Source organism: Ruegeria sp. CDSC002, assembly GCF_059610905.1.
The window spans coordinates 26,950-49,345 of record NZ_JBXWOM010000005.1 but is presented as its reverse complement, the minus strand read 5'-3'; the positions used below and the strand labels follow the sequence as shown (position 1 = coordinate 49,345).

At 56.3% G+C, this 22,396-nt stretch carries 19 protein-coding genes; 10 read left to right on the top strand and 9 right to left on the bottom strand.

Annotated features, from left to right (window positions below; genetic code table 11):
• Positions 1 to 248: 248 nt before the first annotated feature.
• The 6 genes from AC2FJE_RS10675 to AC2FJE_RS10650 all read left to right on the top strand — a co-directional run bounded on the left by AC2FJE_RS10675 (position 249) and on the right by AC2FJE_RS10650 (position 8,142).
• A complete protein-coding gene (locus AC2FJE_RS10675) occupies positions 249 to 1,877 on the top strand; it encodes a peptide ABC transporter substrate-binding protein (protein ID WP_496756107.1) in 1,629 nt (542 codons plus the stop codon).
• Positions 1,878 to 1,942: 65 nt separating this feature from the next.
• A complete protein-coding gene (gene oppB / locus AC2FJE_RS10670; RefSeq protein ID WP_058277210.1) occupies positions 1,943 to 2,866 on the top strand; it encodes an oligopeptide ABC transporter permease OppB in 924 nt (307 codons plus the stop codon).
• A 10-nt stretch (positions 2,867 to 2,876) separates the two neighbouring features.
• Entirely contained in the window at positions 2,877 to 3,806 is a 930-nt protein-coding gene (locus AC2FJE_RS10665) for an ABC transporter permease subunit (RefSeq protein WP_058274595.1), read from the top strand.
• A 1-nt stretch (position 3,807) separates the two neighbouring features.
• Positions 3,808 to 5,613 (top strand): ABC transporter ATP-binding protein, encoded by a 1,806-nt coding sequence (locus tag AC2FJE_RS10660; protein ID WP_282119485.1) that lies wholly within the window; start codon positions 3,808 to 3,810, stop codon positions 5,611 to 5,613.
• Between the two features lie 311 nt (positions 5,614 to 5,924).
• Positions 5,925 to 6,818, top strand: coding sequence for a UTP--glucose-1-phosphate uridylyltransferase GalU (gene galU, locus AC2FJE_RS10655; protein ID WP_282169450.1), 894 nt, complete (start codon positions 5,925 to 5,927; stop codon positions 6,816 to 6,818).
• Between the two features lie 247 nt (positions 6,819 to 7,065).
• Positions 7,066 to 8,142 carry a DUF2793 domain-containing protein gene (locus AC2FJE_RS10650; protein ID WP_496756110.1) on the top strand — a complete coding sequence of 359 codons (1,077 nt, stop codon included), beginning with the start codon at positions 7,066 to 7,068 and terminating at the stop codon, positions 8,140 to 8,142.
• A 33-nt stretch (positions 8,143 to 8,175) separates the two neighbouring features.
• On the opposite strand, the gene fcl is transcribed toward AC2FJE_RS10650, so the two are convergent.
• From fcl to AC2FJE_RS10625, 5 genes are all read right to left on the bottom strand, one after another.
• The gene (fcl, locus tag AC2FJE_RS10645) at positions 8,176 to 9,153 is read right to left on the bottom strand and encodes a GDP-L-fucose synthase (RefSeq protein WP_496756113.1); all 978 of its coding nucleotides are present in this window, start codon (positions 9,151 to 9,153) and stop codon (positions 8,176 to 8,178) included.
• Between the two features lie 10 nt (positions 9,154 to 9,163).
• The gene (gmd, locus tag AC2FJE_RS10640) at positions 9,164 to 10,288 is read right to left on the bottom strand and encodes a GDP-mannose 4,6-dehydratase (protein ID WP_113790783.1); all 1,125 of its coding nucleotides are present in this window, start codon (positions 10,286 to 10,288) and stop codon (positions 9,164 to 9,166) included.
• A gap of 128 nt (positions 10,289 to 10,416) precedes the next feature.
• The gene (locus AC2FJE_RS10635) at positions 10,417 to 11,301 is read right to left on the bottom strand and encodes a phytanoyl-CoA dioxygenase family protein (protein WP_496756115.1); all 885 of its coding nucleotides are present in this window, start codon (positions 11,299 to 11,301) and stop codon (positions 10,417 to 10,419) included.
• 256 nt (positions 11,302 to 11,557) lie between these two features.
• Positions 11,558 to 12,427 (bottom strand): DUF5666 domain-containing protein, encoded by an 870-nt coding sequence (locus AC2FJE_RS10630; protein WP_496760927.1) that lies wholly within the window; start codon positions 12,425 to 12,427, stop codon positions 11,558 to 11,560.
• A gap of 2 nt (positions 12,428 to 12,429) precedes the next feature.
• Positions 12,430 to 13,260, bottom strand: coding sequence for a DUF6502 family protein (locus AC2FJE_RS10625; protein ID WP_496756119.1), 831 nt, complete (start codon positions 13,258 to 13,260; stop codon positions 12,430 to 12,432).
• 153 nt (positions 13,261 to 13,413) lie between these two features.
• On the opposite strand from AC2FJE_RS10625, the gene AC2FJE_RS10620 reads away from it, so the two are divergent.
• Genes AC2FJE_RS10620 through AC2FJE_RS10610 form a run of 3 tightly spaced genes read left to right on the top strand, consistent with a single transcriptional unit; the run spans position 13,414 to position 17,131 of the window.
• Entirely contained in the window at positions 13,414 to 15,039 is a 1,626-nt protein-coding gene (locus AC2FJE_RS10620; protein ID WP_282169444.1) for an amino acid adenylation domain-containing protein, read from the top strand.
• On the top strand, positions 15,039 to 16,352 hold the full coding sequence (locus AC2FJE_RS10615) for a ferric reductase-like transmembrane domain-containing protein (RefSeq protein ID WP_496697694.1): 1,314 nt from the start codon (positions 15,039 to 15,041) through the stop codon (positions 16,350 to 16,352). Before AC2FJE_RS10620 ends, AC2FJE_RS10615 begins: the two co-directional genes overlap by 1 nt.
• 2 nt (positions 16,353 to 16,354) lie before the next feature.
• Positions 16,355 to 17,131, top strand: coding sequence for an enoyl-CoA hydratase-related protein (locus AC2FJE_RS10610; protein WP_282152127.1), 777 nt, complete (start codon positions 16,355 to 16,357; stop codon positions 17,129 to 17,131).
• 63 nt (positions 17,132 to 17,194) lie between these two features.
• On the opposite strand, the gene AC2FJE_RS10605 is transcribed toward AC2FJE_RS10610, so the two are convergent.
• The 4 genes from AC2FJE_RS10605 to AC2FJE_RS10590 form a co-directional block, all read right to left on the bottom strand.
• The gene (locus tag AC2FJE_RS10605; RefSeq protein WP_496756126.1) at positions 17,195 to 18,301 is read right to left on the bottom strand and encodes a lyase family protein; all 1,107 of its coding nucleotides are present in this window, start codon (positions 18,299 to 18,301) and stop codon (positions 17,195 to 17,197) included.
• On the bottom strand, positions 18,294 to 19,808 hold the full coding sequence (locus tag AC2FJE_RS10600; protein ID WP_282119493.1) for a tripartite tricarboxylate transporter permease: 1,515 nt from the start codon (positions 19,806 to 19,808) through the stop codon (positions 18,294 to 18,296). Before AC2FJE_RS10600 ends, AC2FJE_RS10605 begins: the two co-directional genes overlap by 8 nt.
• Before the next feature lie 6 nt (positions 19,809 to 19,814).
• Entirely contained in the window at positions 19,815 to 20,282 is a 468-nt protein-coding gene (locus AC2FJE_RS10595; protein WP_496756127.1) for a tripartite tricarboxylate transporter TctB family protein, read from the bottom strand.
• Between the two features lie 69 nt (positions 20,283 to 20,351).
• Positions 20,352 to 21,311, bottom strand: coding sequence for a tripartite tricarboxylate transporter substrate binding protein (locus AC2FJE_RS10590; RefSeq protein WP_472725086.1), 960 nt, complete (start codon positions 21,309 to 21,311; stop codon positions 20,352 to 20,354).
• A gap of 100 nt (positions 21,312 to 21,411) precedes the next feature.
• Between AC2FJE_RS10590 and AC2FJE_RS10585 the strand changes: the two genes are divergently transcribed.
• Positions 21,412 to 22,326, top strand: a complete 915-nt coding sequence (locus AC2FJE_RS10585; protein WP_496756131.1) for a LysR family transcriptional regulator — start codon at positions 21,412 to 21,414, stop codon at positions 22,324 to 22,326.
• Positions 22,327 to 22,396: the final 70 nt, after the last annotated feature.

Below are 22,396 nucleotides of genomic sequence, written 5' to 3'. Positions count from 1 at the left end.
CCCAATTTTAAGGCAAAGGCTTTAACCTTTTTTGAAATAATGCCACGTTCGACATCAGTGAAAGGCGACTTTTGCAAACACGTTCCCGACTGCAAACCGAAAGACTGCGACGCGGTGTTCATTGCGATCTGAAAAAGCAAAATTCGAACCAGTCCCGGTCTCTTTCTGGGTCGGACAAACATGGTGGCCCTCAGCCATCCTGAAGGGATGCGCGTGGGTTGCTGAATAAAAAACGGGAGTTGAAAAACATGAACAAGTATATTCGTACATCTCTTGCGGGGCTGTTGACCTCGACCATGATAACCGGTGCTGCATTTGCCGCCGGAACCCATCCGACTACCGGCGAAGCGTTGGCGGATGACCAAACCTTTACCTATCGTATTCTGGACGAACACAGCTCGGTCGATCCTCAAGTTGTTGAGGATGTTTCCGGCGCCGAGATCGTGCGTGACCTGTTCGAAGGCCTGATGAACCAGGACGAAGACGGCAATCTGGTCCCCGGTGTTGCCACCGGTTACACCACCAACGACTCCAAAGACGTTTACACCTTTACCCTGCGCGACGATGCGAAGTGGTCGAATGGTGATCCGGTAACCGCCAGCGATTTTGTTTTTGCCTGGAAACGTGCCGTCGATCCCGCCCTGTCCTCGCCCTATGCATGGTTCATGGAACTGATGTCGATCGAGAACGCATCTGAAATCATCGCAGGTGACAAGTCGGTTGACGACTTGGGCGTCAAAGCCATCGACGACCACACGCTTGAAGTGACGCTCAGCGCACCGCTGCCGTACTTCCCGCAAATGACCACGCATTCGACCACTTTCCCTGCCCCGCAGAAAGTTGTCGAAGAGTTTGGCGACGCCTGGACCAAGCCTGAAAACATCGTATCGAACGGTGCATACGTCCTGACCGAGCATCTGCCGCAGGAACGTTCGGTTCGTGAGCGGAACGAAAACTACTGGGACAACGACAACACGATCATCGAAAAAGTCGTGGCACTGGTCATCAACGACGAAAACGTCGCGCTGACCCGTTACCTGGCAGGTGAGCTGGACCGCACAGAAGTTCCCGCAGGTCAGTTCCCACGCTTGCAAAAAGAGCATCCGGAAGAAGCAATCAGCTTCCCGCGCCTGTGTAACTATTATTACACGTTCAACCTGTCCGATGGTGGCCCCGAAGCCTTCAAGGACCCGAACGTCCGTCAAGCGCTGTCCCTGGCAGTTGATCGTAAGATCATCACCGAGAACATCATGGCAGGTGGGCAGCCGCAGGCTTATACCTTTGCCCCGGCAGCAACCGCTGGCTTTGACGTTCCAGACGTAGAAATGGCGTCCATGTCGCAGGCCGAGCGCGACGAACTGGCCAAGGAACTGCTAGCCGCAGCTGGTTATGGTCCCGACAACCCACTGAGCTTTGAGATGGTTTACAACACCTCGGAAGCGCACAAAAAAGTTGCCGTGGCCCTGAGCCAGATGTGGAAGCAAAAGCTGGGCGTAAATGCCGAGCTGGCCAACATGGAATGGAAAATCTTCCTGGAAGAGCGTGGCAATCAGAACTTCGATATGGCACGCGGCGCATGGTGTGGCGATTATAACGAAGCCTCGACCTTCCTCGATCTGCTACAGTCGGATTCCGGCTATAACGACGGCAAGTACAACAACGCCCGCGTTGATGAACTGCTGTCCGAAGCCAAAACCTCTGACGATGCCGCTCCTCTCTACACTGAGGTCGAGCGTATCATCGCGCAAGAGACGCCTGTTATCCCTATCTATCACTATGCTGGCGTCTACATGATGGACAGCGATGTCGGTAACTGGCCGGTCAAAAACGTAGAGCAGAACTGGTATTCCAAGAACCTCTACAAAACCGCCGAATAATCTTCCTTAGACCAAGCTTTGCCCCGGAGTTCTTTCCGGGGCAAAGCCAATAATGGGGGCATGAAATGCTTGCCTATATCGTCCGGCGATTGCTGATCGCCGTCCCAACGATCCTTTTGCTGATCGTTGCAAGTTTCTTTCTGATGCACTTCGCGCCAGGTGGACCATTCACCTCGGAGCGGCCACTGCCGCCCGCTGTGCTGGCCAATATCGAGGCGCGGTACGGGTTGGACCAACCGCTGTGGAAACAGCTGTGGGACTATCTGTACAACATCGTCGTGCATTTTGATTTCGGCCCGTCGTTTAAGTTCAAGGACCGGGATGTGAATGACATCATCGCGCAGGGTTTCCCGATCTCGCTGACCTACGGTTCGCTGTCCTTCCTGGTGGCAACAACCGTCGGAGTCGCGCTGGGGATTGCCGCGGCGATCAAGCACAACAGCTGGATCGACTATTTCGCTGTTGGCTTGGGTATCGCAGCGCAGGCGCTGCCGAACTTCATCATGGGTCCGATCCTGATCCTGACCTTCACCTTGTGGCTGGGATGGCTGCCGGGCGGTGGCTGGAATGGCGGCCAGTGGCCGTACCTGATCATGCCCGTTATCGCGCTTGCGACTTCATACATGGGATCCATTGCGCGGATCACGCGGTCATCGATGCTTGAAGTTCTGAACTCGAACTTCATCCGCACGGCTCGCGCCAAGGGTCTGCCGACAAGAACTGTGATCTGGCGCCATGCACTGAAACCGACCTTGCTGCCCGTCGTGTCTTATCTGGGTCCGGTTTTCGTCTATGTACTGACCGGTTCGGTCTTTGTGGACATCTATTTTTCGACCGGTGGGCTGGGGCAGGCCTATGTGGGGTCCGCGCTATCGCGTGATTACGCGGTGCTGTTGGGTGTCACGATCCTATATGGCGTCCTGACCGTACTCGTAAACCTGCTGACCGACCTGGCCTATGCCTGGTTCGATCCGAAAATCCGTTACTGAGGGGCTGGCAATGCTTGGTAAATCACAAAAAGCCGCCCACCTGGCCGAAGACATCACCGATTACACGGTCATTCAGGGGCGTTCACTCTGGCAGGACGCACGGATGCGTTTTGTTCGCAACAAAGCCGCCATGGCGAGCCTGTTCATTCTGGCGATGATCGTGTTGTTCACGATCATTGGCCCCTACTTTGCCGTTTGGAGCAACGAGGAAATCGACTGGAACGTCATGGGCGACGTACGCGGCATGGGAATGCCGTCCGCAGAGACTGGACATTTCTTCGGCGTCGACGATCTGGGGCGCGATCTATACAGCCGCATCATTCAGGCGACGACGACATCGCTGCTGGTGGGTCTGATCGGTGCCGCAACCGCCCTGATCGTCGGTACATGTTACGGTATTGCCGCAGGGTATATCGGTGGCCGCACCGATGGTGTGATGATGCGCTTCGTCGATATCCTGCTGGCCATTCCGGCAACTCTGGTCATCATCCTGTTGCTGGTTGTCGCGGGTCGATCATTCGTCATGCTGTTCATCGCACTTGGTGCGGTTGGTTGGCTGACGATGGCACGAATTGTCCGGGGGCAAACCCTGACCCTGAAGAACCGAGAGTTTATCGAGGCCGCACGTGCGGCTGGGGTCAGCGAATTCACCATCATGTATCGCCATATCCTGCCCAACCTTCTTGGCGTGGTGATTGTGTATGCTTCGCTTCTGGTGCCAGAAATGATCCTGACCGAAAGTTTCATCTCGTTCCTCGGCCTTGGGATTTCCGAACCCTATACCTCTCTGGGTCGATTGATCGCCGAAGGGGCCGGGACGATGGGCTATGGCACGCTGTGGCAGTTGTTGTTCCCACTGACATTCTACGTCGCAATCATCATCACCATGTTCTTCATAGGTGATGGCTTGCGCGACGCTCTGGACCCGAAGGATCGCTGATATGAGCCTGTTTTCCGTAAAAGACCTGAGCGTCCAGTTCAACACCGCCGACGGTGTTGTAGAGGCCGTCAAAGGCATCAGTTTTGACATCAATCCAGGCGAATGCCTGGGCATCGTGGGCGAAAGTGGGTCCGGCAAAAGCCAGACATTCATGGCCGCGATGGGCCTGCTGCCACCTGCCGGGCAGGCAACCGGTTCCGCCATGCTGAACGGTCAGGAAATTCTGAACCTGCCGGTCAACAAGCTGAACCAGATCCGTGGCGACGATGTCGGCATGATCTTTCAGGATCCCCTGACCGCCCTGACCCCGCACCTGCGGATCGGTCAGCAGATGCGCGAAGTTCTGCAGGTTCACGAGGGGCTGCAAGGATCGGCTGCTCGGGCGCGCTGTCTTGAATGGCTCGAACGTGTGCGCATCCCTGAGGCTAAACGGCGTCTGGATCAGTATCCACATGAGCTGTCGGGCGGCATGCGCCAGCGGGTCATGATTGCAATGTCCATGTTGTGTAATCCAAAGCTGTTGATCGCGGATGAACCGACAACGGCGCTGGATGTGACCGTTCAGGCAGACATTCTGGACCTGATGGTACGCCTGCAAAAGGACGAAGGCACCGCGATTGCGCTGATTACCCATGACATGGGTGTCGTGGCCCGAATGTGCGATCGCGTTCAGGTCATGCGGCTGGGTCAATTCGTTGAGGCCGGCGAGACGCGTGAAATCTTCCGGGCGCCCAAACACGACTACACCAAGACTTTGCTGGCCGCGATGCCCCGCATCGACGCCGGTGACGCACCCAAGGCGCTGGAAAAAGTCGATGAGCCGCTGCTGAAAGTCGACGACGTCAAAGTGCACTTCCCAATCCACGTCTCGGGCGGTTTGTTCGGGCACAAAGTACCTTTGAAAGCCGTCGATGGTGTCAGTTTTGACATCCGCAAGGGCGAAACATTGGGAGTTGTGGGCGAGTCTGGTTGCGGAAAGTCCACTCTGGCACGGGCCGTCCTGCAGTTGATCGAACCCAGTGCGGGAAATGTCAGTTGGCTGGGTCATCCCATTGTTGGACTTAGGAGGTCCGAGTTGAACAAGTACCGCAAGGACTTGCAAATCGTGTTCCAGGACCCGCTGGCCAGCCTCGATCCGCGGATGACCATCTCGGCCTCAATTGCGGAACCGCTGAAGACCTATCGCCCTGACCTGACTGAGCGGGAGCGCAAGAAGCTAGTCGCCGAAATGATGGAACGGGTCGGCCTGAAGGCCAACATGATCAACCGCTATCCGCACGAGCTTTCGGGCGGTCAGAACCAGCGCGTCGGCATTGCACGGGCGATGATCAACAAACCCAAGCTGATCATCTGCGACGAAGCAGTGTCCGCGCTGGACGTGTCAATTCAGGCGCAGATCGTGGAATTGCTGCGCGAGTTGCAGCAGGAGTTCGGTCTGTCGATGATCTTCATCAGTCACGACCTGTCGGTTGTACGAGCGGTATCTAACCGGATCATGGTGCTGTATCTGGGCCGGATCGTGGAACTGGGCGACGGAGAAGTGATCTGTTCTGATCCGATCCACCCCTACACCAAATCGCTGATCTCGGCCGTGCCAATTCCGGACCCGGACGTGGAGCGCAGCCGCACGCGCCTGAAACTGCCGGGCGAACTGCCCTCACCGATGGATCCGAAAGCCGCGTTGCGTTTCCTCCCAAGTCGTTTGGCGGCCGGTGAGAATGACTATGTTCCTCTGTTGAGTGAAGTGAAGCCTAATCATTTTGTGGCCGAGCACGACCCGCTCGAGGCGATCATGGCGAAGGCATAAACCCGCCTGCTCCGAAGCAATTCACAGCCTTCGGGGCAGGTTCGTTTTTTGGGTGTTTCAGCGACTCCGTTTGTCTCCACATTGCATCCAATATGCACATTTTCATCCATTTTAACCCTAAACTGGCAACCTCTAAGGCTATGTCATAGCCAGCATGTGCAGAGCATTTTGACTTCCGATTTCAACGGTGGCACGATCTCTCCAAGTTGACCGACTTTGCCTAATTGCGTTGATTGTTCTAATCGCGCGCAATATGAGGTGGCGTCGACAAAACACTTTCATACGGACAAGACTTTTTGCTGAGAGGTAGCATGGCACGTAAGGTCACAAAGGCGGTTTTTCCGGTTGCGGGTCTTGGTACTCGCTTTCTGCCCGCGACAAAATCGGTACCTAAGGAAATTATGACCCTGGTCGATCGCCCGCTGGTTCAATACGCAATCGACGAAGCTCGGGCGGCCGGGATTACCGAATTCATTTTTGTAACGTCCCGCGGAAAGTCAGCGCTTGAGGACTATTTTGACCACAACCAAATCCTTGAACAAACGCTTAAGGAAAAAGGCAAAGACGACCTGTTGGAAACGCTAAATGCGACCAACATGGAAAGCGGGGCTATCGCCTATATCCGGCAACACAAAGCTTTGGGTTTGGGTCACGCCGTGTGGTGCGCACGCCGCCTGATTGGAGACGAACCATTTGCGGTCATGCTGCCCGACGACGTCATCGCAGGGGAAAAGCCCTGCTTGCAGCAGATGATAGAAGCCTATGAGGAAACTGGCGGCAATATGGTTGCCACCATGGAAGTTCCCCCGGAAAAGACAAGCTCTTACGGCGTTTTGGATGTGGGCGATAACATCGGAACAGCGGTGCGCGCGCGCGGCATGGTCGAGAAACCGAAACCCGAGGAAGCACCGTCCAATCTTGCAGTAATCGGTCGTTACATTCTGCGCCCATCGGTTCTGTACAACCTTAATCAGAACAAGCTGGGCAGTGGCGGCGAGATTCAACTGACGGACGCAATCGCCGAAGACATCAGAAACGGTGTCCCGGTTTTCGGATACAAATTCGACGGCCAGCGGTTTGACTGCGGGTCCAAAGCGGGTTTCCTGCAGGCAACAGTCGCGTTTGCGCTGGCGCGCGATGACCTTCGAGAGGATTTGCAAAAATACCTGCACGACGTTGTCGCCACGGGTCAGGCAGCCCAGTAACCAGGGATTGTGGCCTCGAAAACGAGGTAAACGGTATCGAATTAAGGGCAAACTGCAAGCATTGCAGTTTGCCTTTTTCTTTCGGTGTAGATCAAAAGCCCTGGGGTGATTGGACAGCCCATCGCTCAGGCAAAATATTGGCACGGCATTAACCGAGCGTTCGTATCGGTCAGGCGGGATTCATGTGAGGCGCGGCAGTCTGGCGCGCAACGCAATTGTCGATCCGACAACCAACGGAGAATGCCCTTTGTCCCAAAATTCGCCCAGATTGAACCTGCCATTGCTGCAACCGTCGCAAGCGCAAAAGCACGTCACACATAATGAAGCCCTGAGACGCCTTGATCTGGTCGTCCAGCTTTGCATTGAGTCTACTAATGCCTCGACGCCGCCCACAGTTCCGGCGCAGGGTGATCTTTATGCCCTTGGGTCGACGCCCTCCGGCGATTGGTCGGATCATGCGGGAGAACTTGCAGCTTGGTTAGACAATGGCTGGCATTTCATAACGCCCAAATCGGGCTGGCGCGCGTGGGACCAGGAGAATAACCGTCTGACAATTTGGGACGGGTCGGCATGGGTCGAACCCCCGACCACGACGCAGAACCTGCCAGGCGTCGGAATTGCCACCGGGCACGACACGACCAATCGTCTGTCAGTGCGCGCGCCGGCAACCTTGCTAAGCCACGAGGGTGCCGGGCATCAACTGAAGATTAACAAGGCAAATGCGGGTGAAACCGCATCCCTTTTGTTTCAATCCAACTGGACCGGACATGCGGAAATGGGTCTGTCCGGTAGCACAGGCTTTTCCATCAAGGTCTCGCCGGATGGGAACAATTGGTCCGAAGCGTTGAGCTTTGATCCAACGTCCGGGGTGGCCTCTGGCACGGCCGTGCAAAACAGCGCGGAAGACACAACTGCGGGCCGCTTGATGCGGGCTGACTATGGCTATGGGCCCGGAAATCTTTTGGGGGCGGTCACGCAAAGCGGCGGAACCCCAACCGGCGCTGTGATTGAACGAGGAGCCACACCGAGTGGTGATTTCGTCCGGTTTGCTGATGGTACCCAGATTTGCACCGCTTCACTGGATGCAACGACCTGCACAAACACCGAAGGTGCACTGTATGCGAGCTCGTCTGCAACATGGGTTTTCCCGGCTGCCTTTGCTACTGGCACCAACACGGCAATCAGCGGCAGTGGGGGCGCGATCAACAGGTTCATGGGCTTTGATGAACCGTCCGAAACTCAGGTCGTGTACAAAGTTCTTTCGTCTGTTTCTGACGCGACGGCTTTACCTCCAACGGCCATAGCAATTGGCCGCTGGTTCTGATCCGCCAGACTGCCCGGATCTGTGTCCGGGCGGTCACTTCGCGCGAAGTTCTGCCTCGGGTTGCTCTAGAAACCAGGCATAGGTTTCGCGAATACCGTCTTCGATCCTGATAGTCGCGCGCCATCCCATGTCGGCCAGCCGGGAAACGTCCATCAGCTTTCGCATGGTACCGTCCGGCTTGCTGACGTCTTGCGTAATCCGCCCGGTGAACCCGGTGATCTTTGCAATCGTCGCTGCCAGTTCCGCGATTGAGATATCTTCACCACATCCCACGTTGATATGGCTCAGCATGGGTTGGGTATTTGCCTCATATGCAGCACGGCGCAGGTCCATTACGAACAAAGACGCCTCAGCCATGTCGTCAACATGCAGAAACTCGCGCCGGGGCTTACCTGTGCCCCAGATGACAACTTCTTCCAGATCATCCCGGCGTGCCTCGTGAAATCGGCGGATCAGGGCGGGTAGGACGTGACTGTTTTCAGGGTGAAAATTATCGCCTGGTCCGTACAGGTTTGTCGGCATCACGGAACGATAGTCCAGGCCGTACTGCCGATTGTAGCTTTCACACAGCTTGATTCCGGCAATCTTTGCCACGGCATAGGGTTCGTTTGTCGGCTCTAGCACACCTGTCAGCAGGGCATCTTCGCGCATTGGCTGCGGCACAGCGCGCGGATAGATGCAGGAACTGCCCAACTGCAGCAGGTTTTTGACCCCCGCGGCAAACGCCTGATGGATCACGTTGCACTCGATCATCAGGTTTTTGTAAATGAAATCAGCCGGGTAGGTGTTGTTGGCATGGATACCGCCGACTTTAGCCGCCGCCAGAATGACAACGTCTGGGCGCTCGGCTTGCATGAAATCGGCGACAGCGGCTTGATTGGTCAGATCAAGTTCCGCACGGGTCCGTGTTACAAGTTCCAGCGCCTCACCTGATGCCTGACGGTCTTGCAAGCGACGCAGGATTGCGCCGCCGACCATGCCGCGGTGCCCGGCGACGTAGATCTTGCGCATGCCCCCTGCGTTAGCCATTTTCAAGCGTGACCGGTAATTCGTAACCATGCTGTTTTAGCAAGGCATGCCGTTTGGCTGTCTTCAGGTCCTCGGTGATCATTTCAACGCACATTTGCTGAACGGTCAGTTCCGGCTCCCATCCCAGTTTGTTTTTGGCGTTCGAAGGATCCCCAAGCAATGTTTCCACTTCGGCCGGTCGGAAATATTGCGGATCGATGCGCATGATGACATCGCCGGGCTTCAACGCAGGTGCACTATCGCCCTCGACGGATTTGACCGTAGCGATTTCATCGACGCCTGTACCTGAGAATTCAAGCGTCACGCCCAGTTCAGCGGCAGACCATTCGATGAATTGCCGCACTGAATACTGCACACCCGTTGCGATAACAAAATCCTCGGGGGCGTCCTGTTGCAGCATCAACCATTGCATCCGGACGTAATCCTTGGCGTGCCCCCAGTCGCGCAGGCTGTCGATATTGCCCATGTAAAGGCAGCTTTCCAGACCTTGTGCAATGTTGGAGAGACCACGGGTGATCTTGCGCGTCACAAAGGTTTCGCCCCGGCGTGGGCTTTCATGATTGAACAGGATGCCGTTGCAGGCATACATGCCATACGCTTCGCGGTAGTTCACTGTAATCCAATAGGAATACAGCTTGGCCACCGCATAAGGGGAACGCGGATAAAACGGCGTTGTTTCGCGTTGCGGTGTTTCTTGGACCAATCCGTACAGTTCGGACGTGGACGCCTGATAAAAGCGTGTCTTTTTCTCAAGACCCAGAAAGCGGATCGCCTCGAGAAGGCGCAACGTACCGATCGCGTCGACATCAGCGGTATACTCCGGCGATTCAAAACTGACCGCCACGTGGGACTGAGCGCCAAGGTTATACACCTCGTCCGGCTGAACCTCTTGAATGATGCGCGTCAGGTTCGATGTATCGCTTAGGTCACCGTAATGCAGGTGCAGGCGCGGATTGGGCACATGCGGGTCCTGATAAATGTGGTCAATGCGCTGTGTGTTGAACGAAGATGCACGGCGCTTGATCCCATGGACTTCATACCCTTTTTCCAGCAATAGCTCAGCAAGATAAGATCCGTCCTGCCCTGTAATACCAGTCACCAATGCTGTTTTTGTCATAGCCGCGATCCGAGAATATCTGATTTGCTTTTCGCCGCCTCAGAAACAGCAATATACCCCTGAATGCAACCCTGCGCCACGATCGGGCTTTGATTCAACTGCAGTTGACCATCGTTTGCGCAAGCGCTTCAGAACGACGCATACAACGGTACTGAGCCTTTTGCACCTTCTGCCAGCGCTGCGCTTTGATCGCTGCGAACCCTGTCGTACAGCGCAAGCGCATCAGCAGAAAACAACTCGGTTGGTGGCTCGACATGAACAAAATTGCTTTGGCCGTCCTGACCGCGCGCCAGCATGGCATAGTCTCGCTCGGCAACCAGTTGCTTGGCATTCGGGTTAAGATAGCGGATCGCAAGACCAATACGCCGGTCACCCGATTGATTGGGCCCCGAACCGTGGATTGTCAGCCCATGATGCAGAGACATCTGCCCTGGTGCCAATTCGATGTGGGTCTTGTCTTTCTCGGCGACATCCACAGCAACCTCTTGTCCGCGCGACAGAAGATTGGTGTCTGAATACGTGTCCTTATGGGGAAGGATCGGGTTCTTGTGGCTGCCGCGCACAAAATCCATACACCCACTGTCAACCGTTGCCGGCGACAACGCAATCCAGGCGGTGACCTGATCCGGGGTTTCACCCATACCCCAGTAGGTCAAATCCTGGTGCATCCCGACGGTATGGGCTGTGTGCGGCTCTTTAATGAAGAATTCAGCTGACCAGACCATGATATCCGGCCCCAATACACCCTCAACCACATCCAATACGCGGGGATCCGTCGCGACACGCGCCGCAAGCGGCATCACCAGATGTGCGTTGACCCGTTTATAGGTGTTCAACGGCAAGGGCAGATCCGCGTCAAGCCACTCCCGCTCAATCCGCTCAAGCTCAGCGCGGGTTTCGGCAGCCTCCTTTTCCGAAAAGATGGTCAGCGGAAAAAGAAACCCATCCCCCCAATATTTGTCGGATTGCGCCTGGCTAAGTACGACGTCACGCGTTGGGGTGCTTTCAGACATCTGGCATACCTTCTTGAAAACTTGCTTTCCCAGAGTTTTACCCTGCGCTGCCCGCAGGGTGCTTATCCTACGTGCGACGATAAGTTCAGCTTTGCCTTTGGGGCAAGTCACCTCGCGTTTCATTTCTGAAACGCTTTCGTGCTTTCAAAACTCCGGCCGGATCCACACGGATCAGACCTTATGATTAGATTGAGGGCACGACTAAACCCTCCCGGATCAAACGTGTCGCCGGAAAGCCAAAACCAGAGTTCACGTTTCAGCATCCCAGCTGAGCGAAAGCACCTATGCTGCCTGCATTCACCAACCCGCTGCCGTCGCCGCAGCGGATAACAAGGGTGTTCGGGTCTATCATCTCGGGCTGATCGCTATAGGCGATCAAGCCACTTCCCAGCACCGTATACAACCCACTGGGCTGGGGTTCCGAGTAATAGCCCTGAACCTGAACAACGCCGACCGCACCGGCGAACAGCCCGGCTTCTAGACGCTCGGCCATAATCCCGGCGCGGGTTGGCTGCCCGACAACTCGAACAAGATCACCCGGCGACAGATGTTGCGGCTCAAGCCCACTGACGACGCTTGCCCCGATCACTGTTTGGGCCTGAGGGTCAGACCCAAGATATGTGCCGGACAACCGCGCCCGATGCCCAACGCTTGTCAGTTTTTCGATGTGTGAAGCGCGCACTGACTGACCTTGCCACAATCCGCTTATAGCGACCCAATCGCCGACTTGAATGTCTGCCTGCCGTTCAAACGCAACTTCGGTTCCAAGAACCGATATCTGGCCGTCCTGCACGCTGGACACTGGTCCGACCAGAGGCAGGACCTGACGGATATGTTTTGCGTGCCACCCGCCATTTTCCTGCGCTACAATAACCGCAACAGTATGACCCGGTTTCAAATCACCCGCAGAGATCAGTGGAACCGAGTCGGCCACCGGCATCTGGTCATCGAACAGAATATGCTGCCCATTTACATGGATGCTGCCCAGATCGGTGATTGTGCCCACGATACCAGTGCCGATAATGCCACCTTCACGATCAGTTTCACCTTTGTCTTCGGCCTGAATCGGAGCAGGCAGCCAAGACACCATGAAAAACGCGGCGAGCACACGAAGAAACACACCCATACTTACTCATCCTCTATCGGGTTTTTACTTTGCGCATTTTGCGGCGAGGGCAGGACAAAAGCGCCCGCTGCAAATCGACCACTGTGATCGCCATTACTGTCTTTATCCTGCAGCTCGCGGGCCAAGGAATTGATCTCTTGCAGCAGCCTTTGCGCTCTGTCTGACGAGAATAGACGCAACTCTTCAATCGATTCTGACGACAGATGAGAATACCGCACCGCACGGTCAAAATTGCGTAGGGCATCCGGTTCTGCCATCAGGTTCTGTGTTGCCACTGCCAAATGCGCAGACAGCGTCGCCTCGTAGGCCGCCACTTGTTCAGTGCTTCCAGCAGAAGGAAGAAAGGCTTGGGACAACAGGCGAAGCTCGCCTTTTCCGACCTGTTCCACATTCTTTTGAACGACCAAGGTTTCCAGAACGGTACCTGGGGCCATGTCCACACGCGCGCGCCGCACCAGATCATCAAATCCCGGCCCAGTTTCGTCGCCTTTACGGCTTAGAATCCGAGGCGCGCCCAAGTCGTCCAGAAATTCGGGCGTCGTCGACCAATAGCTGATGACCAGTGCCGCCGCATTACAACTGCGCTTCAACGGGGCATCATCGTCGATGTGGCGTAGCCTTTTAACATCCTTGCGATGCAGACCCGTCAACAGACTGGCGCGACTGTCGCTTAGCTTTCCGTCTGTGCTTTGCTCAGCTGCCGTTAGCAAGGCCAGTTTTAGAGCTTCGGTCGCGGAGCCAAGCGTGACCCCATGCGCAACCATTGCCTGTGCCAGTGGGACCAGCAACGCAGACAGCGCGGTTTCAAGAGGAGGCTTGGGATCATTCGACATTTGGGAACTCGTCACGGATTGGTAGTTGATAACATTTTCCTAGAATTAACGAATTCAACGCTTTCGTGTTCAAAATGTGATCGAATGTGACATTTAATGGGAATTTTTCCCATTATCACTAAGGTGTGACCCCTTCTTGAACTGGAGAATGCCATGCACCTTATCGCAACCGATCCCCAGACAAACTACCCCCCCCTGTCTCAGACCGAACTAGCCCGCACAAAAAAGCCGGGTGCGCTGGACGCGCTCAGCCCCGAAGATCAAAAGCTGTTTCTATCCTTTGGCTGGGGGCCGCAGGTTCTGCCACGCTATGCCACCATCGCCGATGCGCTGCGCCAGTCATTGTGGGATCAGCCCGATGCCACCGCAGTGGAATGTGCGGACCATAACCTCAGCTACCGGGCACTGGACGAGGCCTCGAACCGATTGGCGAATGTCATGCGCGCCCATGGCGTGAAACGCGGCGACGCGGTGTGCCTGTTCCTGCATCGTTCGGTCGAAATGGTCGTAGGTATCGTCGCCGCCATAAAGCTTGGGGCCGCTTATATTCCGCAGCATGTCGGTGTCGCGCCAACAGAAACCTTACGCCATGTTGCGAATGTAACTGGTGCAAAAATCATTCTCAGCCTGAGCGAACTGGCAGATCAAATCCCCGTTGGATTGGACCAGACCCTGATCACAATTGATACGACGATGTTCGACCCGATGCTGAACGCCCCGGCCCCCGGCCCTGCTTATCGGGCCAGCCCCGACGATTTGGCGATGATATTGTTCACGTCCGGCACAACCGGCGTTCCAAACGGCGTACAAGTTAGCCATCGGAACCTGGCCAATATCTTGCTGACCGCCCCCGGGGATCTGGGGATGCGACCGGGCTTGCGGGTCGGACAGATCCTGTCGATCTCATTCGACATGGCAGCGTGGGAGATCCTTGGCGCTTTGTCCAATGGCGCAACTTTGGTGATCCGTGGCAAATCGATTCAGGAAACGGCCGAGAAGGTGGATGTTCTGATCGCCACGCCGTCGATCCTGAACGCACTGGACGACACCCGTTGCGCGCAGGTCAAAACAGCTGCCGTGGCAGGTGAGCCCTGTCCGCGCCCGCTGGCCGATCGCTGGTCTTCCTTTTGCACCTTCTACAATTCCTGTGGTCCGACCGAGACCACCATCATCAATACGGCCGAACCGCATCACCCCGACAAACCGGTTCTGTCGATCGGGTGCCCGACACCGAACAACACGGTCTATGTTCTGGACGACAACCTGCGCCCTTTGCCCATCGGCGAAAAGGGCGAGATGTGGGCTGGCGGCGATTGCGTCACAGCCGGTTACCTCGCCAACCCCAAACTGACGGCCGAGCGTTACCGACCCGACCCATTTCGACCGGGACATATGATGTTCCGCACCCGTGATCTGGGACGCTGGACGAAGACCGGTGAGTTAGAACATTTCGGGCGCGTTGACGACCTAGTCAAAGTACGGGGCTTTCGGGTTGAGCTGGACGGCGTTACATCTGCGCTTGAGGCCTCGCCCTGCTGTCAGCAGGCGGTGACGTTGCAATATGACAGCCGCAATCTGGTCAGCTTTATCTCACCGTCGTCGGCCTGCCCTAAGCAGGCGGCCCAATCCGTCTCAGATCGCTTGCCATATTACTGCAGCCCCGCCGTTGTGGTCCCGGTGGACACGTTGCCCCGCACTCCGCGCGGCAAGCTGGACAAGCGTCTTTTGCTGGATCTGGCGCGCAACCATATCGCGACAACTGGTGCGGAGTTGAACTGATGACGACGCAGACGACAAATCTAGACACAGGCGGCCTGAATTGGCGGCGGGTGACCCGCCACCCGGCCCTGATGGAATACCGCCGCCTGGTGATGCTGGTTGCATTGGTGAATCTGGCCGTCTTTGTGGTTGGATTGCGCGATGGGACTTGGTTCGCTGAGAATGCATTCACGCTCGGCCCGATTGCGGATATGGCGCTGATCAACCTCAGCCTCGGCATCCTGATCCGGCAACAGCGGGTGGTCAACGCCCTGTTCTGGCTGGCCACACGCATTCCCACATCATGGCCACTATGGATCCGTTGGGGGGCTGGCAAGGTGTTCCACTTTGGCGGGTTGCATTCCGGCGGCGCCGTCACTGGAACCATCTGGTTCGGCTTTCTTTTTTTTGCAATAATTTGGAACCGCGCCAACGGAGCCGCCTTGCCCTCAGACCTGACACTGGGCCTAAGCGCGACAATGGTCGTCTTGATGACATTGATGGTGATATCGGCCCTCGGCCCGGTCCGCGCGCGGTTTCACAATGCGTTCGAGAAAACGCACCGCTTTGTCGGCTGGACGGTTTTAGGATTGTTTTGGGCGCAGACGATCTCGATCACAAATGACCTGGGGGGCATGTTGTTGCACAGTCCGGCCTTCTGGATGCTCTGCCTGATCACCTTGTCGATCCTGTCGCCGTGGCTGACCCTGAAACGCGTGAATGTCCGGATCGAAAAGCCGTCAAACCATGCGGTGATTGCGCAGTTTGACTATGGAGATACTCCGTTCCCCGGCAGTTCGAACGCGATCAGCCACACCCCGTTTGGCGAGTATCACTCATTCGCCAATATCCCATCCCCGGACCAGCCGGGTTACCGATTGGCCATCAGCCGTGCGGGCGACTGGACCGGGCGTTTTATCGACAATCCGCCCAAGAAGGTTTGGGTCAAGGGCATCACCACATCCGGTGTCGCGCGGATCGAAGTGCTGTTCAAAAAGGTGGTGTATGTGGGCACCGGTTCGGGCATTGGGCCGATCCTGCCACATCTGCTGGCCAAAGAAGTGCCGAACCGCCTGATCTGGTCCACCCGAAGCCCGCGCAAAACCTATGGTGACGCGCTGGTTGACGAGATCGAAGCAAATACCGAGCAGCCTTTGATCTGGGACACCGACGAAGACGGCAAACCGAACCTTTCGGCCTTGGCATTGCAAGCCGTTCGCGACAGCGGGGCCGAAGCAGTTATCGTGATCTCAAACCAAAAGCTGACCCGCAAGGTTGTGCATGACTTGGAAAGCCTTGGCATTCCCGCCTATGGCGCAATTTGGGATAGCTGATCATGTTTGAGACAATCGAAACCCATACACAGGGGCGGGTCGCGACGATCCGCCTCAATCGGCCCGATCATCTGAACGCATTGAACACACAACTCATGCACGAAGTGCTGACCGCCGCCACCGAATTCGATAAATACTCCGGCATCGGCTGCTTGATCCTTATGGGCAATGATCGTGCTTTTGCCGCCGGGGCAGATATCGGCGAGCTTGCGGTGCAAACCTACGCGACCATGCAGGCAAGTGACTACTTTGCCGAATGGGACAGGTTTGCGGCGCTTCGCCTGCCCAAGGTGGCAGCGGTCAGTGGCTATGCCCTGGGTGGCGGGTGTGAAGTTGCGCTGATGTGTGACGTCATTCTGGCCTCGGACACTGCGAAATTCGGTCAGCCCGAAATCAAAATCGGCTGCATTCCCGGCATTGGCGGCACGCAGCGACTTACGCGGCTGATCGGCCGTGCCAGAGCTATGGACATGATCCTGACCGGGCGCATGATCGACGCGTCAGAGGCCCTGCAGATGGGCTTGGTCAGTCGGGTTGTCCCGCAGGACACTCTTTTGGACACCGCGCAAGAGGTGGCCGAAACCATTGCAGATTACGCTGATGATATCGTCAGTATGGCGCGTACTTGCGTAAACATGGCCGACCAGAGCACACTTGAATCGGGTGTGCGGTTCGAGCGGCAGATGTATCACGCGCTTTATGGATTGCCGGCCCAACAAGAAGGCATGAATGCCTTTCTGGAAAAGCGAAAGCCCCAATTCAGGCGCAGGACCCAGTGATCACATCCCGCATCGTCAATCACCGCTCGAGAAATGAGCGGTGATATGACCAGTCTTTTCGCTTCAGTGCGTTTTCCCAGCCGTGCTATACTCAAAGTCGTTAACCTTGCGGGCCATGGATTCAGAATCCACAACCAAGTTCGCAAAGATCGTTTCGACCCATGACAATGCGCCCGAAGTCAGCAAGAACGTCTCGGGAATAACGATCCATTCGCCAATCCACATACCACCCGAACGTTCGTGTTGATGGGTGGTGAATTCGCCGATCTGTTCAGCCCGCTGTCGTCCAAGCCGGGCGACGGCCTCTCCGAATTCTGACGCGCGCTGGTTCTGTTTGTGCGCCATAGCCGAAGACGCGCCTTTACCGGCTTCATGCACCTCGGAACATTCGGAAATATCCGATGAAGACAACAGATTGACGTTATGCGAGATCTTGCACAGCGTCGCACACAGCCCTCCCAGCGCAGTTACAACATCGGCAAGCCCGTCACGGGCGTTTTGCCAATGGGGCTCAACTACATTCAGACCCAAAGTGGCCGCAACGCCTTCCTTGATGCGATGTCCGGTCCCGTTTTCGTAACCGCGCAGATCGCCAACGGGGCCACCAATCTGGACATTCAGGCCGCGAACACCTGCTTCTTCCAACGCTTGTGCCCGCCGCTGTAGTTCAACTTTCCAGACGGTCAGTTTAGTTTCGGCCCGAATGGGCAAGGCATGCTGGCCATTCGTGCGACCGATCATGATAGTATCACCAAGCTGATCGATGTGTTGCTCAATAGCGGTGGTCAGTCTTTGCAGTCCGGTCTGGATGTGCTCCAGACCGATCTTCATTTGCAGGGCCAGAGCGGTGTCCATAATGTCCTGCGTTGTCGCCCTGTAGTGCACCTGTGTCGCGTGCTCACCGACCTGCCTTCGCAATTGTTCGACAAGACCAACGATCGGGCGCCCAACAAGCATCATGTCTTCGTGCAACCGCTCGGTATCCAGATTGCAGACTGACACCGCGTCCAACGCATCTGCAGCCTCTTGCGGGATCTGGTTTTCTAGCGCCTGGTGACGGGCCAGCGTCTGTTCAACCCTCAACCAGGCCGAGATCGTGGCGTGTTCCGACCAGACGGACCGCATATCGGCGCTGGAAAAGCAGTCGCGGTAAAGGGAGTGTTCAAGCATCTTCCAACGCTCCCTTCGCGATCTTGCGCTCTTTCATGATCCCACGGACGCGGAAGGCAATTGCCCCTGCGCCGATGACCAGAAAGGCCAAAGCGATCGGGCGTTCAACGAAGATCAGGGCCCCGCCATCGGACATCAGCAACGACTGACGGAATGTCTCTTCAGCACCTTTGGCCAGCACGAACGAAATGACAAATGCCGCTACGTTGAAGTCGTATTTCCGCATCAGCCAGCCAGCAAAGCCCGCACAGGTCATGACCGTGACGTCAAACATTGATCCACGTGCAGAATAAGCTGCGACAAACGCGGTCAGGAAGATCAGCGGGTACAGGACATTGGTCGGGATCTTCAGGATAATTCGTGCAACCTGAGTGGCACCGAAGTAACCGATCAGACCATAGGCCACGATACCCAGCATCCCGCAGGCGAACAGTTTGTAGACCAGCTCTTTGTCAGTCAGGAACAGGGTTGGTCCTACCTGGATGCCGTGGATCAGGAAAACACCCAAAAGGATTGCACCAATCGTCGAACCCGGAATGCCCAGCGTCAGCAGCGGGGCCATCGACGGACCCGACACCGCGTTGTTTGCGGCTTCGGGTGCTGCGACACCTTCCAGCGCGCCCTTGCCCCACTTCTCGGGGTTTTTGGCGCGGCGTTTGCCTTCACCGTACGAAATGAAGGCCGCAATAGCCGAACCCAAACCTGGGAGCACACCGATACCTGCACCGATGAAGCCTCCACGGAACGCATGAGGCAAGCAAGGTTTATACTCTTCCCATGTCAGGCTGTTGCCGTCTTCCGTGCTTTCATTTTCTTTGGTTTCACCGGTTGCCTTGCGGCGCGTTTCCAACTGGGCAAAGACCTCGCCCAAAACGAATACACCGATCATCAGGGGCACAAGACCAATCCCGTTGGACAAGTCAAACGAGCCAAAGGTATAGCGTTCTTCGCTTGAGATAGGGTCCAATCCGACCATAGCGATTAAGATGCCCATCAACGCCGAGGCCAACCCTTTGACGATTGAGTTGCCGATGACCGAGCCGATGACCACGAAGGCCGCGAAATAGATCGCAAAGGTTTCTGGCGGGCCAAGCTTTAGGGCAATAGCCGCAATGAAACCAACGCCGACGACCAGCAGGATATCCCCCATGAGGTCACCGATGACTGATGATATGGTCGCGACCTTCATGGCCTTTCCGGCCTGCCCGGCGCGTGCAAGGGGATAACCGTCAATCTGTGTCGCGGCACTGGCTGCAGTGCCCGGCGTGTTGAACAGAATTGCCGCGATCGATCCGCCATAGCGACCGGACTTACCGATCACATACAGGAAGGCGAGCGCGAATAGTGGCGACATGTAAAAGGTGATGGGCAGCAGCATGGCAATCGCTGCCGATGCGGTCAGACCGGGCGTGGCCCCAACGACCATGCCCACAGCTGCGGCCAGCACGATGGCAAACAGCAAACTGGGGTCGGTTATGACCGAAAGAAGTGCGGGAAAAATTTCCATGACGATTTACCCCTGTATCCAGCTGAGCAGGTCAAAGACCTCGCCATAAGGCGGGTACACACCAAGCAGCACAAAAAAGATGAGGTGGAAGATCAACGGGCACAGAACGACGGAAACCGCCAGACCGATCCAGCTGCGAACTCCGAAGAAGTACAAAACGACCGGCGCAGCGATCGCTGTTGGCAAAAGATAGCCAAACCAGCGGAATGACTGCTGATAGATCAGGGCGATGATGAACAGACCAATGATCTGCAGGGTTGCGCCGTTTTCCTGTTCCTGACCGGCATCGCCAGCCGGTTGACGGACGGCGCTTAACAGTAACAGGCCGGAAAGAAACAGCAGTGCGATGGATGCTGAAAATGGTACGATGCCAGCCCAGGTATCCCCCGGCGAAGCTGCTGGCACTTGCCAGGCGCCCCAAATGGCAACGATGGAAATAAGGGCAAGCACAAGGCCTTCTGCATAGGCGCGCATATCGTTCCTCCCTGATTGCGTTAGATACAAAAAGGCCGGGGGAAGAATATCCACCCGGCCCCGAGGACTTTAGTTGGTCAGACTTTCGACCAGGGGAGCGGCGTCCTCTTTCATGGCGGACAGCGTTGCTTTGGCGTCCGCACCATTCTGATAGACCGGGCCTGTTCCGCGCGAGGCCAGCAATTCGGCAAATTCGGGTTTCGCGGCGATCTGCTCCAGCGCGGTTTCCATCGCGGCAACGACCTCGGCCGGTGTGCCCTTCGGAGCGAAAACGATTACCGGCGAAGATACAGCGGCAAACGGGATGCCCAGCTCGCCAAATGCAGGCACGTCTTTCATGATGCCATCGCGTTCCTGGCTGTTGACGGCCAAGGCGCGAAGCTGCTCTTCAAACCCTGCCAGCTGCTGAACACCCAGGAAACCAAAGTCGGCCTGTTCACCGATCAGTGCAGCACGGGTTGGTCCGCCACCTTTGAACGGTACGTCCTGTGCTTCGATGTCATTGCTGGCCAGGAAGCCCATGCCACCAACGTGGTGGAAGCCTCCGCGACCCGAATGGGCCCAACGCAATTGACCGGGGTTGGCTTTGGCCGCGTCGATCACGTCCTGAACGGACTCGAACGGGCTGTTCAGCGGCACCATCAGCGACGTTTGCAGCTGACCGACCTGAGCAACAAACTCAAAGCTGTCCAGTGCATCGATATCGGTGTCACGTGTCATGGTCGACAACAGGAACGAACCGCCCGAAGTCATCATCAATGTATAGCCGTCAGGGCGTGCACCCACGACCGAGTTCGCACCATTCAGACCGCCCGAGCCGGGTTTGTTCACGACGACAACTGGAACATCCAGAATGCCTTCGGCTGCTGCCGAAATAGCGCGAGCATAAGCGTCTGTACCACCGCCGGCTTTGTAAGGAACAACCAGGTTGATCGGACGTTTCGGCCAGTCGGCTGCGAAACTTGCCGTTGCCGTTGCAGTCACGGTTACTGCCGCAAGAACAGCAGTGAGAATTGTTCTACGCTTCATAGCATCCTCCCTAAGATGCGATCAAAATTAGCTTAAATTCAGTGTTAATAAAAATGCAAAGATGTTATCTTATCTTGCAAATTAGTAAAGAGTCCGCCTGATGAATATCAAAGCCCTTCGCGCCTTTCGTGCCACCCTTTCCGAAGGAACGCTGGTTGCTGCATCTGAAATTCTGCACCTGAGTCAGCCTGCAATCAGCCGACTGATTTCCGGGCTTGAGGCAGAATTGGGCCTGACCCTGTTTGACCGCAGCGGCCGCAACTTGACTCCGACACGCGAAGGGTTGGCATTCTACCGCGAAGCCGGGCGTATCCTGGACAACCTTGATGAAGTGCCCCGCATCGCTGCAGAGATTAAAGCCGGACGTACGGAAACACTGCGCGTGGTCACGATGCCGCGTATCGCACGGGCAATTTCGGCGCCTGCACTTGCGATGTTTTTGCAAGCCCACCCTGATACAAACGTAACTCTGGACATCCGGGCACGACGTGAGGCCAGCAAATGGCTTGCCGGACGTGAATATGACATCGGCATCGGAGCATTGCCGGTCGAGCATCCGGGCGTCAGGACAAAACCCCTGCTGCGGGTGCGGGCGCAGGCCGTTTTGCCGGTTGCGCATGCATTGTCTGATCGCAAGTCGGTTACGGCGACAGATCTTGCCCGCGAGCCGGTCATTCGGCTGATGAACGGGCTTCTATTGCGCGAACAGCTTGATGACATCTTCCGGTCAGCGGGCGTTAATCCCAGACATACCTGCGAAGTCGCGGCGTCCCAGCTTGCCTGTTCGCTTGTCGCGGAAGGCGCCGGTATAACCATTGCTGACGAGTTGGTCGCAGCACAGGAAACAAAAGAACGTTTGGCCCTGGTTCCGATCGCACCAGAGCGTTGGATGACCTTTGGTTTGTTGTACCCCGCAACGCAGGAGAAATCTCAGGCGCTTCAGGATTTTGAGGACGTTCTGTTTTGGCAGGCGTCCAAGCTATGTATGAACAGCCCAACTTTGTCTCTTGCCTGACAATTGTTGTCGGGCGGATTCAGGTCCATGTCCCATGCCCCGCGTAGGCCAAAGCAACGATTGCAACAGA